This window comes from Porphyromonas levii DSM 23370, from assembly GCF_000379925.1.
Classification (GTDB): Bacteria; Bacteroidota; Bacteroidia; order Bacteroidales; family Porphyromonadaceae; genus Porphyromonas_A; species Porphyromonas_A levii.
This window is the reverse complement of record NZ_KB904271.1, coordinates 1-17,662: the sequence shown is the minus strand read 5'-3', so window position 1 is coordinate 17,662 and position 17,662 is coordinate 1. Positions and strand designations below refer to the sequence as shown.

The window sequence follows — 17,662 nt, the reverse complement described above, 5'->3', positions numbered from 1 at the left end:
TTCAGCTCTCTTATTTAGCTTTTTATTTATGAGCGTTTGAAATGGTCTCCAATCAATGAGTTTGTCAATTTGCTCTAGAAACTCATTGCGTGCTCTAGAACTTCTCAATTCGGTAAACACCTCAGTAAATGAGGGTGCATTGTTGCTCGTTTGCTTGAATCCCATAACTATTGTCGCTATAAATCAATACTATATCCTCCCCTTAATTACACAATAAAGATACTAATAATCAATGATATACGCAATAATTTGAGACGGTTTTTCGTGCAACATTCTCATATAAGGGCTTGCACCGTGCACTGGAATTGTAGCCAAGAAACTTAGAGTAATTTTATTCTCAGATATTTGGAGGTTGTTCTACTTATTCGTACCTTTGAACCCGAGAAATGCAAGCGAGCAAATCTCACAGCAATAGCTATGAGTATTCTCAAAATACTCTCCTATGGCTACAATTTGGCTACAATTAAATCTTAGAGGAATATAAACAACTACGATATAAGGAGTTAGAAGGCTTGGTTTACAACCCGCTCTCTCCGCAAACAAGGGTGTAAATCAGCAAGTTATGCGATTTGCACCCTTTTCTACACCCAAAAATGTAAGGTTGGGTGTTTTCTATTTGGGTAGTCACAAGCACAGCTTCAATTGTAAAAAAGAGTGGTGGACCATATTCCTTCTCTGTGCGAGCCCACTCATCACAGCCCTATCCTATCCATTATCTTCAAATTCTCAAAGACTTCATCAAACCAACGTGTCTTTTTCAACTCATACCCAACCTTTCTCGCTTCTTGAAATATGTATTTATTGAAAGGAAACACTTGATTTAACTCAAACTCTTCCTTATACTCAATATAGCTATTTATTAGATAAGCCAAATCCAACTTTTCAGCAGCAAAGAAATTTTCTAGTCTCATCAACTGCTCAATATTCACCATCACTACATCCTTCACTTCGTAATCTGCTGTAACATTCTTTTCACTAATGATTCGTTGAAACTCTTTATTTAGCAAATAGTTCGGGCCTTCCACATCAAAACAATCATCGAAGTATACTATTACGGGATAGACAAATATCACACTATTGGGAGCCGACTTATCAACTTCTCTCAATATACTTGGTAACTTTTCGACAATCACATTTGCCAACTGCCCAATCCCTTTCGCATGCCCCTTGGAATTTGCGACATACTTCTCAAAAATTGCTTTTTTTATCGTCTCATAATCACCGCTTAATTTCTTTTTTGCAGCCATCTGAACATCCTTACATTCAAATACGAATATCTTATTTCGACGTCTCAGATAATAGTCTGGCATTCCCTTTCCCAGAGCCTTTTCCAGTTCTTCTCCACTATAATTCACATAATTCAAACCAAAACATTTTTTCATCAAGGAATAAAAGAGGAACCGTTCCGAGAACTCCTCACCTAAAAACGACCGAAGATTAGCATAACCCATTGTGGGATTCAACACTCCCCTCTTAACTAAAGCGTCCTTCATATCAAAAAGAAGTCCGGTATATGCTTTATCCAGAAACATCTTCATAAACATGAAGTTGTAGATATTGGGCCCCGTCTTAATCAGAGGCTTTTCCTTCATCATCAGAAAATCCATATCATGTTGATAATGCGATGGATTTAATGTTAACGAATCATAGAAACGACTAGCATCCTTCTGATTCTCACCAATAGCCATTCTGCAATTGGAGAAATCCTCTTTTCCCATTTCCAGAAAAGTCAGGAAGATCTCATCTAAATAATACTTGGCACTGGGTATATCCCTTTCTTTGCAGAATTCATCAACATATTGTGCAAACCGAGTGTTAAACTTTGGGAATTCTATCAAGAGCATATAGCACTTTATCATCAACAGCCTATAATCTCTTGGTGCTTCAATATTATTACTCTTCAAGCAATCTGGCATATAAGACTCTACAAACTCTTCTGCCTTCATATTGTTGTTAGGCAGCTTCTCATTCATTGCCAGACGCTCATCGCAACAGAGCATATATGCCAAGAACAGGTTCGACAAGTCATCCTCTGTCAATTCTTCATTTCTCCCATTATAACAAGTCAAAAGTCTGCTAATAAGCAGAAGCATAGCATATTTATCTATAAGGGCATAGTTCCCAAGGTTATATTGTTGAGCATACTGACCAACAGGATTCTTTACATCATTTCGCGTTTTCATTATCCATGGTGCCCAAATGTCGAAATCATGCTCACCAATAAACTGATTCACCTTCTTTGAGAGATTATATGAAATAAGTTCTATGGCAGTGTTTGATGGAACATTAGCCAACAAGTCTTCTATCTTATCGTGTCGGTCTGGATAGACTACGCTATAAGACAACAATACCTGCTTCTGTAATTCCATCTTCTCCATAACGTTACCCTTTATTACCATTCATCATCCTTACCATTCTGCGCTCTCTATAGAAATTATATGACCCCGTGGTTACGTACTTTGTCTCTAGCAGTCGAGCCAGCAGTTCGTCGTTTGAATTTGATTCCTTCACAATTAGCATTAATTGTTCAAAATCTAAGAACCAACTATTGAAGTAAGGATTCGTTTTAGAATCACCGTTGGTTCTCTCTTCGTTTAAGAAAGGCATCCATTTCTGCATGTCCTTGTTGAACTTCTTAACATCCTTGATGGTTTGTTTATCAGTGCCCTCATACTCAGCAGTCAACGGATTATTACACATTTCATCCATAATGCTCTTGATAAGCATTCTGTCTTGGAGTGGACCAAAAGCACCTAGACATATCGAGATGCACTCAGCCGTTCTACCCTGTTTCTCTACCCTTGTCACATTCCCGTTTCCATCATCTAAATCCACATACCCATCTTTAATCATAAGATGCGAAGTCCTAAAACATTGGGCCTGTGAATCTATAAGGCTTCCCAGTAGATCTGCTACAATCTTAAACTCATTTCCAGACTTGGCCTTTCTAGTCAGACTTTTCTTCTTCATCTCAAAAAGCATGATACCTTTTGTGGCCTCAACCACAAGATCTGCTTCTCCTTTTTCTGGCGGAGGATAAGTGCCACTGCAATGCGTTATGCCTTTTTCATCAAGTTTCTCCTTGATATAATTCTCAATCAACTTTCCGACTTCCTTATCTATATCTTTCTGGTTGTCCTCTTTTTCTTGATTACGTACAACCGTCATCAGAGCCTCAAACCACCCCCATGAACCTATTGTAACAGGCAAGGCATATATCTTACCATTTGCTTTAATCAGTGGTTTGTTGGAGGCGTTCTCTTTTTCTTCATCCAGTGGCGTTCTGAATCCTTTGTTTAATACGTCATCACTTGCTGACACATCATCTATCAATTGTTCAATAGCCTTGATTCCCAGTTTATTCAATTTGTCTTTTTTTAGTTCCACACATTTCAATGTATCCGCAGCAGAAAGGACATCGTTCATCAATCGCTCATATTCATCAAATGTGTATCCGCCTTCCAATACCCTTCCTGTATCGCGCATATACATAAGTACACGCTCACAGAACATTTTAGTAAACCAAACAGAATGTTGCGTCAATCCAAAAATACTCTCCTTATACACCAAATCCCTAAAAAACTCCACCGTGTCTCTATCTCTGTGGAATAAATCTCCCCATAAATTTCCGAAGTTCTGAACAGGGTATTTAAGGAAACAGTAATCAGTTGCCAGTCGTATAGCCTTTCCGAATGCCTTTGTAGCCTCTCTATTACTTCCTCCATCTGCTTTGATATTTGCCAAAGCCAAATTTACAAGATAATTGTATGGCTTTACTATTATCACATCCTTAGGATTGGGAGTATTGCCGTTCATATCGGTCAAGAATCTTCCTTCAGGTTCCAAATATTCCATCTGCGCTAACAGCATCTTCAAAAACCTTCTTCCACCTGCCTCGCGAATCCATTTGATCAAGGCATCAAAAACTATATCATCATTTTCTGTCACATAGCTGCATCCTTCAATCTTTATTTGGAGACCAAACTCTCTCAACCGCTTTGCCGCTGCTGCCAGTCTGTACTCCTTGTCATATTCTTTCAACCAATCTGTTTGCGGCAAGGGCATTTCCTCACTGCAGGCTGCTATCACGTCTTGCCAACAAGGGGCACTAAAACCCTTTATGGCGTTTTGATTCCAGCCAAGATAATTATGAATAATCTCCACTATATCTATATAGCATTGGTTATCCACACCATCCAGTAGTTGCTCTCTCAGCAAGCCTTTACCCAGCCTCTGGAAATCCTTATACAGAATTATTTCATCAACGGCAGATGGAAGCAGTGCCTTGATACGGGCATCTACTTTCCCAGCCTTATTGTTCACTGGCTTCAATAAACCATCTACAAACTTCTTGAAATCAGCTATTTTTACCATCGTTTCTTACTTCTGTATTTTCTTAATTACATCCTTCAGATGATCTTCAATCAGAATATCTGCATAGGTCGTTTTATTGTCATTTTTCTGCGCTAAGGCTTGCTCCAAATTCCTCACAAATGGCAATTCTGCATCATATACTTCGGGATATGGAACCTGTTGTAAGAAACGTCCGTTCAGTATTTGATAGAGAGCCATCACTTCTTTGGGCTGTATATTATTCACCTTCTTGGTAATATCCTTCTTCGGAATATGCTTTAATATTGGATAACTTAGGAAATCCGGTGTCTTGGTATCTCCATATTGAATAGTCAGTCTATTGGCTAAAGTGGGTAGGTCTTCGATAAACTGGCGGTGCACCTCTTTAATATCTGCATCTAAATTGGCTTTCGTTATTTCATTCATCTTCTCACGTTCATACTCAACTACCCATCGGCTTTCCTTTGGGATTGCAGTTTCAACAACATCCAGATTTAGCTTATCAAGAAGGTTCGGCGTATCTATGCTTTCATACATCTTGTCAATGCCACAGCGAATTTTCTTTTGCATATCCTCCTTAGAAAAAGAGGTAAGAGGATAGAAGTGCTGAAGATATGTAGCAGAATTAACGTATGCCATATTATCACAGAATTCCCCGTCTTCCACATACTGCGCCAATTGCATCACAGCATCCGCCATTTCTTTATTACTCATATCCCATTGCGAATGTATAAACTTCTGCAACAGTGCATATGCGGGGTTTATATTATTCCTTTGCACTTGATTTTTATATTCTTCCCACACCGCTTTTAGTCCTTCCTTATCCAATGACATACCTGCCGTAACAAAGTCAAATATCTGCGGTGAAACAATGACAGGGAAATTATGAACTTTCACCAACTTCTTAAAGATGTACGTAATACGACGGTTTGTATATTCGCGTTGTTTTTCTTCCTTCTGCTTTTCCTGTTCCTCATCTTCTTGCGTTTCATCAAACAATCCGTCTGCTTTCCTGTCATCGTCACCAAACTCCCAGTCAATTGATGACAGTTCAACATATTGAGCAAACTGCAACCTATCTTTATAGGTCAAACGGTCTTTTTTATATTCAATAGTAACACCTACCGTACAAGCCCATAAAGACAGGAGAAAGCTATCAGCAGTATCTTTATTCTCATCCTTCAGGAAAGCATTGCAGACCTCATAAATCTTGCTAAAATGGGCTAATGCGAATTTCAGTATTCTGATGTTATGCAGTTCAACCAGCAAACCTTTATCTTCTTTATATGATGGATAACTCGGATCAATTACCTCCACCGCCTTTTGAGCCGTCATGAATGCGGTAAATGGTGAAGAATAGCCCTTCCCACATAATTCCTTAAAGATGGACACCACATCTGGTTCATATACCAAGGTTTTCTCTATCACCTTTTCTTTGAACACAAGTTTTGCCTCACCCTTTTGCTGCATGTAAGAGTTGTTGGCAATCACTATCACCTTATAGCCTCGTTGTTCAACCAAGTCATTGATGACTCCCAAGAGAGTATGAACATCAATTGTATTTATCACGCGTTCTATATCATCAAGAATGATAACGGTATTTTCTGTGGGAATAAGTTTATAAAGCAAGCCACTATTGTTACCAACTAATGTTTTCACGTCCACAAAACTTTCTAGCCATGATATACTAGAAGCGAATTGTGTCCCTTTGGCTACAACCTTGCCAACCTTCTCCTTTCCCCAACCACACAGCCTCGATTTATTTTTCTCCTTCTCTGTTCTTTCACCTTTATCGCTCTCTGCCCGTTTATAATTATCTGCTATTCGAAGTGGTATTTCATTAACCGACTCAATACCAAATAATGAAACCTTCACTGGATTCCATCCTTCCTGTCGTAAGGTCGGTATTATCACTTTCTCTATATGATAAGTCTTACCACAACCCCATTCGCCCGACACCATCAAAGCGCCAGTACTTTCCATTGATAGATAGTTTCTTATACCGTCTAACATATTATTGTTTTTTAGAAATAAATCATTGTTTTAGGAAGTCATTTAGTGTTATGCATTATACCACCAACCTTTGTGGAGTCATTCTACACAATGTCACCAAAAGCACCATTTGGGTCAATGCAATTGCTTCAGTTGTCTCATTGTCCTTATTACAAGCAGCAAAGGACAGCACTAGTACCAGTCCTACAAATATGAAGTTTTTTATTCCCTTTATTGCTTCATTCATGTTAGTTTTTATGCTTGTACTGCTCTGAAGTTACTTCACTAGTTCTTTTGGTGAAATATTGAGTAAATCTGCCATTTTGAAGATGGTGGCGAGGTTGGGTTGTTTGCGGTTGCAGACGTAGGCGTTGGTGATGCTAAAGCTCATGCCCAACTCTTTGGCAAGCCACGTTTGGGTGATACCTCGCTTCTTCAAATGCTCCTTGATGAAGTTACTATGTTCTTTCTTCTGTGCCATGATGCTTTGGTATATCTTATTTTTCTACAAAGATATGAACTTATATTGAGTAGGACGAAAAGAAGATGCGGGTTTAACACTGCGGAGAACCTATTTTCTTAAAAAATGAGAACAAAGGAACCTCTGAAGGCTTCAAAAACGATTATCTATGAGCAGTCCAACCTGTAGATATTATTCCATTATTAAGTGTGCTACAATCGTATTTGAGACTTCTTAATTTCCCGATTTATCCCTATTGTTCCTGCTGTATCTATGATGCTTGGAGACACTGATTTAGCGTTATACATTTGCATCGTCAGACCTGACAAATGCCCAATGCGCAAGGGCGAATTATTCATTTCAAAACAATTGAATTATGACGATAAACGAATTACTGGACAAGCCTGTTTGGCAGATGACTGGTGAAGAATTGCTTTTCCTTGCACGACACGGCAATATGTCCACGAATGGAGAAACGACAAAGGCTTCCTCCAAAGAAGAAAAGCAGTATGTGTACGGCTTGGCTGGCATTGCACGGCTCTTTGGGTGCAGCCTACCTACGGCTAATCGTATCAAGCAAAGTGGTAAAATTAATCGTGCCATTACACAAATTGGTCGCAAGATAATTGTGGATGCTGACCTTGCGCTGGAATTGGCAGGACGAAAGACAGGAGGGCGATCATGAACACGACCGATTACGAAAACATTTGGAAAGCATCGCTCATCCATGTTACGGATGAGTTCTCACTTCCACCCATTGTGCTACAAGCTGGAGAAGCAATTATCGGCACGCTGGGCAACTTCAGTGTTTCGACAGGCAAGGCGAAAGCAAAGAAAACCTTCAATGTGAGTGCCATTGTAGCAGCAGCCCTTGTCAATGGGCAAGTGCTGGAGTATAAGGCTTCATTCCCCGAATCGAAAAGAAATATCCTTTACTTTGACACGGAGCAAAGCCCCTATCATTGCCAACTGGTGATGCAACGCATACTGCGATTGGCAGGACTCCCGATTAACAGAGAGCCTGAGCATCTAAAGTTCAGCCATCTTAGAGCCATTGCCGCCCCAAATGAGCGCAGAGAAATTATCCGTTATGCCATCTATCACACGCCTAACGTGGGTCTGGTGGTCATTGACGGCATTCGAGATTTGATGCTTGACATCAACAACTCAACGGAGGCGACTAAGTTGGTGGGCGACCTAATGCAGTGGACGAGCGAGCAGAATATACATATTCAAACCGTGCTGCACCTCAACAAAGGTGACGACAACGCACGAGGGCATATCGGCACCGAACTCAACAACAAGGCAGAAACTGTCCTCCAAATCACGAAGGACAACACACTGCCCGAACGAAGCATCGTTGCCCCTGCCATCATCCGTTCCAAACCTTTCGACAAATTTGCTTTTCGGCTCAAGGAAATGGAAGATGAGGTGTGCGTTCCCGAAATCGATTTGACCTACACGGACAATGAGCGTAAGTCTCACCGCTATTCCTATCATGAACTATGCGACACGGAACATCAGAAAGCATTGATACAAGCCTTTTCTTTCCGAGAAGTCTTGCCCTATGGAGAACTCATCACAGCGCTCAAAAAGGCTTATGCGGAGGTCATAGGGCAATCTTACGGGCAAACCAAACTCAAGGAACTTCTGCAATTTCTGCTCAATAAAGGCATGGTGATAAAGGAAGAGCGAGGGAAGTATCGGCTCAACCAAGACTATCAGCCCTAAAACCTTTGGTCGGTCGGACGCAGGCTATATATACCTGAACCAACCCGACCAAAGAGAAACGAGTTTGGTCGGTCGCAAATGGGTGCCTATAGTGTACGACCGTCCGACCAAACAACAATTAAACAGCCTCCAAAAGAAAAAGGCTGATGCTATTCACTTCAAAAATGACAAACAAGATGAACATACAACACATCAAGCAAATTTCCATTACGGACTATCTGCAACGGCAAGGCTATATGCCTGTACAGATAAAGGGAATTAATCATTGGTACTGCTCTCCCTTTCGGCAAGAGCGTACACCATCATTCAAAGTAAATACCGAGCGCAACCAGTGGTACGACTTTGGCACTGGAGAGCATGGCGATATCATCGACCTTGTATGCGCTTTGCATCATTGCGATATGGCAGAAGCATTACAGCTATTGGGAAATGGCTCACCATTAAGAACAAGTCCTTTTTCTTTTGGCGGAAAGAAGGATTTCCCTGAGCACAAGTTGAAACTTCTTTCTGTAGAATCACTTACCAGTCTACACTTGCTGAGTTATATTTCAGCACGAGGGATTAACTCAGTCATCGCCAATGAGTTTTGCTATGAGATAAACTACCGCAATGCAGGACGATTGTTTTATGCTATCGGCTTTGCTAATGATGCTGGCGGATGGGAAATTCGTAGTCCTTATTTCAAAGGATGTATCGCACCAAAGGCTGTTACAACGATTAGAAGAGCATCCGACCGCTTGCAAATCTTTGAGGGCTTCATGGATTTTCTCTCATGGCAAACACTTAATCCATCTTCAACGAGCGATGCCATCGTTCTTAACTCTCTGGCACTTTTGCCACGAATCAAAGAGCAGATAGTAGGCTATCAAGAAGTGGAAAGTTTTCTGGATAATGACGATGCAGGGCGAAAATCATTTACCATTTTGACGCAAATGTTTCCGCAAATCGTTGATGGTGCCGCACGCTACCGAGAGCATAAAGACCTCAACGAATGGTTCGTTGCTCAATCCCAACTCAAAGAAAAGCAGCCACGATTACCGACCACGAAGCGTGGCATCAGAAGATAGTGTGTATCTGGGAAGCAAGTTTGTGTTTTGAGTATCTCAAAACCTACTTGCTCCCAACGTTGGGAGGTGAAAATCCCGTTGGTCTCATCAACAACACGAATGATTATGGAACAGAAGAATAAGGGTGGGCGACCCACCAAGACTTTATCAGAGAAACGAAAATACCAAGTACTTCTACGACTCAACACCATGGAGTACTACACCCTGCTGGGTAAAGCGCGCGAGACATCCATCACTCGCACTGAGTTCTTGCGACAGCTTATCACAAAAGCAGAAGTCAAGTCTCGCATCAAACCCGAAGAAATGCAACTCATCCGCACGGTCTCAGGTATGGCAATCAATCTCAATCAGATAGCCCATCGGCTCAATACCTTTGGCATCTCAGCCCTCAATGAAGACTTGAATGCACTGAAAGCCCTCATTCATGAACTCATCAAACGCTTGAAACCATGATAGCCAAGATTATCAAAGGCGCAGACTTTGGAGGCGTCATCAACTATATGCTCAGCAAAGAGGAAGGAAAAGCTAAGGTTTTGGCGAGTAATAACGTAGGGTTTATTGACCAGAACCTATGCGCCCACGAGTTCACGCTTCAAGCCTCCATGCGCCCGAACGTGCAGAAACCTGTCTGCCACACGATACTTTCATTCTCAGCCAGCGATGCCGAGCGACTGACTGACGAGGTAATGGTGAAGATTGCCAATGAGTATTTGGTGAAAATGGGCTATGGCGATACGCAGAGCCTTGTCGTAAGGCACAGCGACCGCCAGCATCCGCACTTGCACATTTGCATCAACCGTATTGGCAACGATGGCAAGACCATCAGCGACCGCAATGAGAAATACCGCTCTACGAAGATTTGCCGAGAACTGACTGAGCGTTATGATTTGACACTTGGAGAAGGAAAGAAGGCGGTGAACCGTCAACGCCTGCGAGGCGAAGACAAGTTGCGCTACGAGATATTCGATGCCATCAAGGCAGCGTTGCCCAAATCGAAGAATTGGAAAGACTTTGTCGCTGGCTTAGACAAGCAAGGCATTGCCACTCGTTTCAAGACAAAAGGCAATACCGATGTCGTGCAAGGCATCATCTTCGAGAAGGGCGGTTGTAGTTTCAGTGGTTCAAAGATAGACCGCTCGTGCTCTTTCTCCCGCCTTAATGCGGAGATAGAGCGGAATTCCCAACGGCAAGAGCAAAGCCATCTACAAAAAGAGCCAATGGCACATTCTGTCGATGAAAACAGTTATACTTCAGACTTTTCCGAAGCAATCAGCGAAGTGTTCACGATGCCAAGCGGAGGTGTAGATGTTGATGAACTCCGCTTTCAAAAGAAGCTTCGCAACAGAGCCAACCGCAAACGTAGAATTTAATCATCTCAAAATAACAACCGTATGAACAATGAAATAGCCCCAGTTCTCGATATACTCGAAGAACTCAAACAAGAATGCAAATTAATCAGCAAGGCTCAAACAGAACTGCGTACCACGCTTGTAGAGCAGCCAGCCAATCCAACTGCAGGGCGCACCACAACGCAAGAAACTGTGCAGATTCATCTCTCCAAAGAGACGCAAGCCAAAATCAAGGAGCACCAACTTTTTGTTTTGGAGGCACTCTCGCAATCGAGTAAGAAACTCGACCCAAAGTTTGAAGCCCTGCAACAGTTCATCAAAGAGCAACATAAGCCCGTAGAGTACAAGAACTACTCGCTCTTTGCCAGCGTGCAATTAGCCGAGCGTATGTTGCTCTTGTTAGTTTGTGGACTGGCCATGGTCAGTTGCTGGTTCTTCGCCATGGGAGCCCATCAACTGCAAACCGCCTCCGATTACGACCTCCGCTACCGCTATTTACGAATGCAAGGCAAAGCTACAAGCAAAGACTTTGCTCATCTCGATAGCCTCTTTATCGCACACCGCAATTCCAAAGTCATTCAGCAGATGCAACAGAAAGTTCTCGATTATGAGCAAGCCATACAACGACAAGCAGAACTAATAGAACAGCAAGAGCGTATCAAAGGTGAGCAAGTTCAACTTAAGAAGTTGTTAGTGAAGTAAACGAAAACCCCAAGGAGGCGATTATTCTTTCTTGGGGCTACGTTTTATTTTAAAAGTTCATTTTGGTCTAAATAAGCAATGAACCCTTTGATAATTGCTTCATTACGATTTAGGATATCGTCTTCTGTAAAATCATTTTTCTCGTTTGCCATTGCCAAGAGTTCTGAGATGCACGTCTGTTTCTTTTCGCCCTTACCTCCTTGCAATCCTTTGTAATACTTCACTTTATCAGTAAACCTATAGTCCGAAGCTCTGATATTTATGCGTTGTTCAAGTAAAGACTTGTTTCCTAGAAGTTCTGCATTCCATCCATCTTTTAAAGGCTCATTTTTCACTCTATTTCTCGCATATATATGCTCTATGTCAAATTTGCTTTCAAGAGGGAGTAGCACTTGTTGGTTATGCTGATAAGCCCACCAAGTAATCATTGATCGGGTTATTTGTCTCTGGTTCAGAAATCTATAACTTTTAATTATGTTTTCGAGATTATCTCTTTCAAACTTAAAATCAGAAAATGTTACTTCTTTACCATTAATCAGATTAACCATTTCGCGATATATAGGTGTGCGAAGAGCATTTACGCCTGGATTAGTAAGTGCGTATGCCCAAATAAATCCGATCGTTCGTTCCAAAAATTTTAAGAAAGCACTCTCTTCCAAAGAGCCATCCGACTGTTTATTATGCATAAAATAGACAGATACAAAATAGTACCACATGCCATTAGGTGCATAATTTAATACAAATAGGAGTTGTAGAACTTTATCTGAAAACCTATTTAAGTCTTGATTATTGACATCGTACCAAAACTTTATAAGAATTTCAAGTTCATCTAAAGTTGTTTCATTTTTCAAGGCTTTATATGTATCCTTCTCATAGAACTTACGTAAAGCCTCAGTTGTCGTGTTAGTATTTCCCTGTTTAGCTCGTAAGAAATACATATACAGCGTGAAAAGTTCATCTAAAGGAGAATCCTTGCTCGAGTTAAATGTCAAAGAAGATAAACGCTCTAATTCCCTCCAGCGTTCTATAAAATCTTCTTTCTTGCCATTCTTAGAGTAGTATTTATAAAACTCAGCTTTGAAAATATCAGCATCGGAAAGAGGTTTTCCTCTATCGTTTAGTGTGGAAAAGATGCGTAATGCCGTATCTTGGTTTTCTGCTTCAATAGGTAATAAAATGCAATTACCAAGAATTCTAATAGGCAGATATGGAAAAAATGTTGGATAGTTTGCTAAAAAATCATCTATTTTCTTTTGGAAGAAACGATAGTTCTCTGCATATCGACTTTTGAAATTATTTGGAGCAACTCCATCTTTGAGAATATCTAAGAATTCTTCTTTATCATCATCAGTAGCAACTTCAGAATCTATTTTCAATGCTTCTTTGTCCGGTTCGTCAAATTCATTTGTTTTCCAAACACATTGCTCAATCATCTTCCGCATACTTTTAGTTCCTTTATCCTGCATCATTCCTGAACGTTCATAGAATGCTCTCAATAAAAGCATTAAGGTTGTGAGACGTTGTTGCCCATCTATAATTTCCTGTTTGCCACTTCCATTCTTGAAAGTAACTATTGGTCCTAGAAAATACTCTTCATCCTGCCGGAATTTGGTTGCATCATCTTCTGGAATTGCAAAAGTAAAAATATTATCCCAAAGAGTTTGACACTCTGTTTCACCCCAAGCGTATGGACGCTGATAATCAGGAATAAGAAAATCGGTTTTCTTATCTGCAAAAAGTCCCTTAATGGTCTTTTGGTCTATGTTGAGCTTTGACATCTTATATGATTTATTGTTTTAATTCTTTTTATTGATCTTATCAGACATTACAAAGCTACTCTTGATCCACGATTTTATTAAGTTCTTCCTCAACTTCTTCCACCGTAGGCAGAGCCGATTTCAGATTTTCAGGAATAGCCTTTGAGAGTTGATAGTCGCTCACGCCAATAGGCTGCTCATAGCCAGAGAGAGCGTATTGCGCCACAACCTTGTCGCCACCATTGCAGAGAAGCAAGCCGATGGTTTTGTTATCGTGTTCGCCACGGAGGGTATCGTCCACTACATTGATGTAGAAGTTGAGTTGTCCCATATATTCGGGCTTGAAAGGTGTCGCTTTAAGTTCGATAACCACATAGGCGTGCAACTGAATGTTGTAGAGAATGAGGTCGGCATAGAAATCAGAGTCGCCTACCTCAAAATGTTTCTGCTGTGCCACAAACGCAAAACCACTGCCCATTTCAAGCAGATACTTCGTAATGTGCGAAACCAATTGCTGTTCGATGTCCTTTTCAGCCATCTTATCCGTTTGCCCCATTATATCAAAGATATAAGGGTCTTTCATCAGATAGTTGGCGAGGTCGCTTTGCGGCTTAGGCAAGCGTGCCGAGAAGTTACTCACTTTCTTTGCCGTAATTTGTCGAGCAAAAAGGTTTGTTTCTATCTGCATTTGCAGAATGTTTCGACTCCAGCCATTGGCAACAGCCTGCGTGATATACCAATAGCGTTCGCCAAGAGGAAGTTTGCTATTAAGGAGTATCACATGGCTTGCCCAATTTGTGCGAACAACGGCTGAACGCTTGAAAAGTTCCTCTATTTGTTGAATTTCTGTGTGATAGACAGAAGAAAGCGTTTGAGCCACTTCGCCTAATTGCGCAACAGGTTGTTGCACTATTTCAAACGTCTGGTTATTTGTGTCTTGAATTAACGCAACAGGTTGTTGCGTAATTTCGTTGAGAGTCTTTGTTTGTTTCAAAACTTCCTCCACAGAAGGGTTTAGCAAAGCCTTATCGGTCTCTTCTAACTGCATTAAGACCTCCATAGGATATGCCTTTGCAAACTGACACATATAGATAAGGTTGCGGGCGGAATATCCCTTCTTGTCAGGATATTGCGAGCGTATTGCCTTGGAGAGGTTGTCAATAACTTTGCTTCCCCAACCTTCTTTCTTTTGAAGGTAGAGAATGAAATGCCCCACTTTCCAATAATGGAAGAGCATATCAGCATTAGCCGAAGCAACCACGCGTACTTGGGTCTGCTCCAAATCAGAGCCAATGGCACGCACTACGGGTGAAAAATCCTGTTTGTCTGTGTTCTTTATATCGTTGCTCATTGTGAAATCTATTATAATTGATTGAACTTACTCATTGCATTCGCTTTGATGTCGTCTGCAATGTCAATATACGGCTTCATCGCCTTGTAGTCGCTATGTCCCGTCCACTTCATCACCACTTGCGGAGGAATACCCAAAGCGAGGGCGTTACAGATGAACGTTCTGCGACCAGCGTGCGTGCCAAGCAAAGCGTATTTAGGCGTAACATCGTCTATGCGCTCATTGCCTTTATAATACGTTTGGCGCACAGGCTCATCAATACCTGCCATTTCTGCCAATTCCTTAAGATAATCATTCATCTTCTGATTGGTAATCACAGGCAGCACTTTATCATGCTCAAACACCACATCCTTGTATTTATCAAGAATCGCCTTGCTGTGATTGTTCAGTTCGATAATCAAACTATCGGAAGTCTTGACCGTAGTAACCTCAATATGGTCGCCTTTTATATCGCTCCTGCGAAGGTTGAACACATCCGAATAGCGCAAGCCAGTGAAGCATTGAAAGAGGAACACATCACGCACACGTTCGAGAGCCTGCTTGTTGGAAGGTATTTCGAACTCTCGGAGACGGTTGAGTTCGTCCCAAGTGAGAAAGATGATTTTCTTTTGGGTACTCTTAAGTTTCGGCTTATAATTGTCGTAGGCATTGTTCTGATGCACACCTTTCTTGAAAGCCCAGCGCAGAAACCATTTCAAGAAACTCAGTTGCTTCCCAATGGTAGTGTTACGCATTTCCTTTACATCACGCAGATAACCCACATAATCATTCAGGCCTCGCTCGTCAAAGAACTCAAATGTAAGTCCTTCACGAAAGTTGGTCAAATGATTCTTCACGGCTGCAAATTTCTCATACGTGGAGTCCGTCCAATCATTCTGACGTCCACAATCCTCGACAAAATCATCAAACACTTGAAAGAAATCGCAAGACAATGCTTCCTTCTTCGGCTTAGGTTCTTCGCTTGCAGGTTTGTGCAAAGCATTAAAAGCCTCCTTAATCTGTTCGGGTGCTGGCATTACGTCCTCCACCTCAAATCTCTTAAAGATAGCCTGTATTTCCGTATAATACTCCAAGAGCGAAGCATTGATTTCGGAAGCCGATTGTTTCAATTTGTTGCTACAACCATTCTTCACACGCTGCTTGTCCGCATCCCATTTGGCTGCATCAATGCGATAGCCAGTGGTGAACTCAATCCGCTTGGATGCAAAATTAACGCGCATGCGAATAGGCACGTTCTCTGTGATAAGAACTCCGTCCTTCTTTCTGCTCTCCAACGTGAAGATGATATTCCGCTTGATGTTCATACCTTCGGGTGTATTGTTTTATGCACCCAAAGTTACACCCTAAAAATGATATAGCCAAAGGTTTTCCGTGAAATCTCATTTTATTAACATTCTACATAAAATGCTATACTACAATAGATTGATGCGATTTGATGGCTTGTGATAGTTCGAGAGAAAGAGCCTCTCTCTCCGCTGGAAGGTTTCAGAAGGTCTTCACAAGGGTCTTCAATTTAGCCTTCAAAAAGCAGATAATCGTTGTAAAATCAAGGTTTTACAACGATTTTTCTTTGTATATAGCCCTATTGTCTGATGGCATAAATCCACTTTTGACAATCATCTTTCGGTCATATTCTGCTACACATAGTGCTACAGAAAAATTGTAGCAATAAAAAATGTAGCAGTGACGAGGTTCTGAATACTAATTTGACGGCATCAATTCTCTTTCTTTCAATGGTTTAGATAGTAACTTTGTAGCCGAGTGCTACACTAAAGAATGATGCATTATGAGAATGAATTTCAAGGTATCCTTCTACCTACGCTCAAACTATGAGAATAAAGAAGGGAAGTCGCCTGTTATGCTCCGTGTATTTCTGAATGGAGAGATGGCAAATTTCGGTTCCACGAAAATCTTCGTGGACAAAACATTGTGGAATAACACAGGTAGTCGTCTTAAAGGTCGCACCACCGAAGCCTTGTCGGTCAATGCCGCATTGGACTCCATTTCCACTACACTGAATAGTATTTTCCACAAGTTTGAGAATGATGAAACCCTGTCGTTGGAAAAGATTCGTTCGTACTTTGTCGGAAAAGACAGAGAATACATTACTTTCCTTCCTGTGTTCGACAAGTTCAATGATGACATCAGGCAGCGTGTTGGTCATACCATTAGTCAAGACAGCTTGCAAAAGTACAGTGTCCTTAGAAGACACTTTGGGGAGTTTCTATCCTATAAGTACGCTTGCAAGGACATCAATCTGACAGAACTCACACCTGCCGTGGTTCAAGACTTTGAGTTATATTTGAGTACCGTTGCCGGATGTTCTTATAACACCTCGGTCAAGAAGATGAAGACGCTTAAAACCAAAACTGTCTATGCACAGAAGCGTGGGTATCTGTTGCATGACCCATTCCTCAATCACCGCTTCCACTTGGAGCCGGTAAACCGAGGTTTCCTCACAGATGAGGAAATACTGAAGATTGCCAACAAGGAACTGGGTATCCAACGGTTGGAACAGGTACGGGATATGTTCATCTTCTCCTGCTTCACGGGACTGGCATATATCGACGTGTCCAATCTCACGCCTGACAACATCGTTACGCTCGATGACAAGCAATGGATTATGACCAAACGGCAGAAGACGAGCGTGGAGACGAATGTCCTTCTACTGGATATTCCCAAGAGCATCATTGCCAAATATTATAGTACTCCCCATTTTTCGACAACGGGCTAGTGTTTTTTTTCTATCACTGTCACAAACGTACACATTTTCTTTCTTTTTACATCGTTATTGGTTATTGTTATGCAGCTACTACTATTCCATATTCCATGGCAGGGAGTAGCTTGGTGATACTCTGGTGGGGGCGCTCATAGTTATAGAACTTTATCCACTTCCCTAT

13 protein-coding genes and 1 pseudogene are annotated in these 17,662 nt (G+C 41.3%); 7 read left to right on the top strand and 7 right to left on the bottom strand.

The annotated features are described in order from the left end of the window. Window positions 1-692 precede the first annotated feature (692 nt). The 4 genes from A3GG_RS0107785 to A3GG_RS0107765 all read right to left on the bottom strand — a co-directional run bounded on the left by A3GG_RS0107785 (window position 693) and on the right by A3GG_RS0107765 (window position 6,826). Window positions 693-2,378: a hypothetical protein gene (locus tag A3GG_RS0107785; protein WP_248637670.1), complete on the bottom strand. Its 1,686-nt coding sequence runs from the start codon at window positions 2,376-2,378 to the stop codon at window positions 693-695. Between the two features lie 4 nt (window positions 2,379-2,382). After that, the gene (locus A3GG_RS0107780) at window positions 2,383-4,374 is read right to left on the bottom strand and encodes a hypothetical protein (RefSeq protein WP_018358737.1); all 1,992 of its coding nucleotides are present in this window, start codon (window positions 4,372-4,374) and stop codon (window positions 2,383-2,385) included. 6 nt (window positions 4,375-4,380) lie between these two features. Further along, on the bottom strand, window positions 4,381-6,366 hold the full coding sequence (locus tag A3GG_RS0107775; protein WP_018358736.1) for a P-loop NTPase fold protein: 1,986 nt from the start codon (window positions 6,364-6,366) through the stop codon (window positions 4,381-4,383). Between the two features lie 256 nt (window positions 6,367-6,622). Next, the gene (locus A3GG_RS0107765) at window positions 6,623-6,826 is read right to left on the bottom strand and encodes a helix-turn-helix domain-containing protein (protein WP_018358735.1); all 204 of its coding nucleotides are present in this window, start codon (window positions 6,824-6,826) and stop codon (window positions 6,623-6,625) included. 355 nt (window positions 6,827-7,181) lie between these two features. Between A3GG_RS0107765 and A3GG_RS0107760 the strand changes: the two genes are divergently transcribed. The 6 genes from A3GG_RS0107760 (at window position 7,182) to A3GG_RS0107735 (ending at window position 11,654) form a co-directional block, all read left to right on the top strand. Beyond that, window positions 7,182-7,490, top strand: coding sequence for a DUF3853 family protein (locus tag A3GG_RS0107760; RefSeq protein ID WP_018358734.1), 309 nt, complete (start codon window positions 7,182-7,184; stop codon window positions 7,488-7,490). Further along, entirely contained in the window at window positions 7,487-8,536 is a 1,050-nt protein-coding gene (locus tag A3GG_RS0107755; RefSeq protein ID WP_018358733.1) for an AAA family ATPase, read from the top strand. The genes A3GG_RS0107760 and A3GG_RS0107755 overlap by 4 nt, the downstream gene beginning before the upstream one ends. A 176-nt stretch (window positions 8,537-8,712) precedes the next feature. Continuing rightward, entirely contained in the window at window positions 8,713-9,603 is an 891-nt protein-coding gene (locus tag A3GG_RS0107750; RefSeq protein ID WP_026215712.1) for a CHC2 zinc finger domain-containing protein, read from the top strand. 105 nt (window positions 9,604-9,708) lie between these two features. Beyond that, the gene (locus A3GG_RS0107745; RefSeq protein ID WP_026215711.1) at window positions 9,709-10,056 is read left to right on the top strand and encodes a plasmid mobilization protein; all 348 of its coding nucleotides are present in this window, start codon (window positions 9,709-9,711) and stop codon (window positions 10,054-10,056) included. Then, entirely contained in the window at window positions 10,053-10,973 is a 921-nt protein-coding gene (locus A3GG_RS0107740) for a relaxase/mobilization nuclease domain-containing protein (RefSeq protein WP_018358730.1), read from the top strand. The genes A3GG_RS0107745 and A3GG_RS0107740 overlap by 4 nt, the downstream gene beginning before the upstream one ends. A 21-nt stretch (window positions 10,974-10,994) precedes the next feature. Beyond that, entirely contained in the window at window positions 10,995-11,654 is a 660-nt protein-coding gene (locus A3GG_RS0107735; protein WP_018358729.1) for a hypothetical protein, read from the top strand. A 44-nt stretch (window positions 11,655-11,698) separates the two neighbouring features. Here the strand turns inward: A3GG_RS0107735 and A3GG_RS0107730 are convergent, their stop codons facing one another. Genes A3GG_RS0107730 through A3GG_RS0107720 form a run of 3 tightly spaced genes read right to left on the bottom strand, consistent with a single transcriptional unit; the run spans window position 11,699 to window position 16,066 of the window. Continuing rightward, window positions 11,699-13,432: a DUF262 domain-containing protein gene (locus A3GG_RS0107730; RefSeq protein WP_018358728.1), complete on the bottom strand. Its 1,734-nt coding sequence runs from the start codon at window positions 13,430-13,432 to the stop codon at window positions 11,699-11,701. Window positions 13,433-13,487: 55 nt separating this feature from the next. Then, window positions 13,488-14,762, bottom strand: a complete 1,275-nt coding sequence (locus A3GG_RS0107725) for a PDDEXK nuclease domain-containing protein (protein ID WP_018358727.1) — start codon at window positions 14,760-14,762, stop codon at window positions 13,488-13,490. An 11-nt stretch (window positions 14,763-14,773) separates the two neighbouring features. Continuing rightward, window positions 14,774-16,066 (bottom strand): site-specific integrase, encoded by a 1,293-nt coding sequence (locus tag A3GG_RS0107720; protein ID WP_018358726.1) that lies wholly within the window; start codon window positions 16,064-16,066, stop codon window positions 14,774-14,776. A gap of 482 nt (window positions 16,067-16,548) precedes the next feature. Between A3GG_RS0107720 and A3GG_RS12105 the strand changes: the two are divergent. Beyond that, a pseudogene (locus A3GG_RS12105) lies at window positions 16,549-17,463 on the top strand (phage integrase SAM-like domain-containing protein); the annotation flags it as partial. Between the last annotated feature and the right edge of the window lie 199 nt (window positions 17,464-17,662).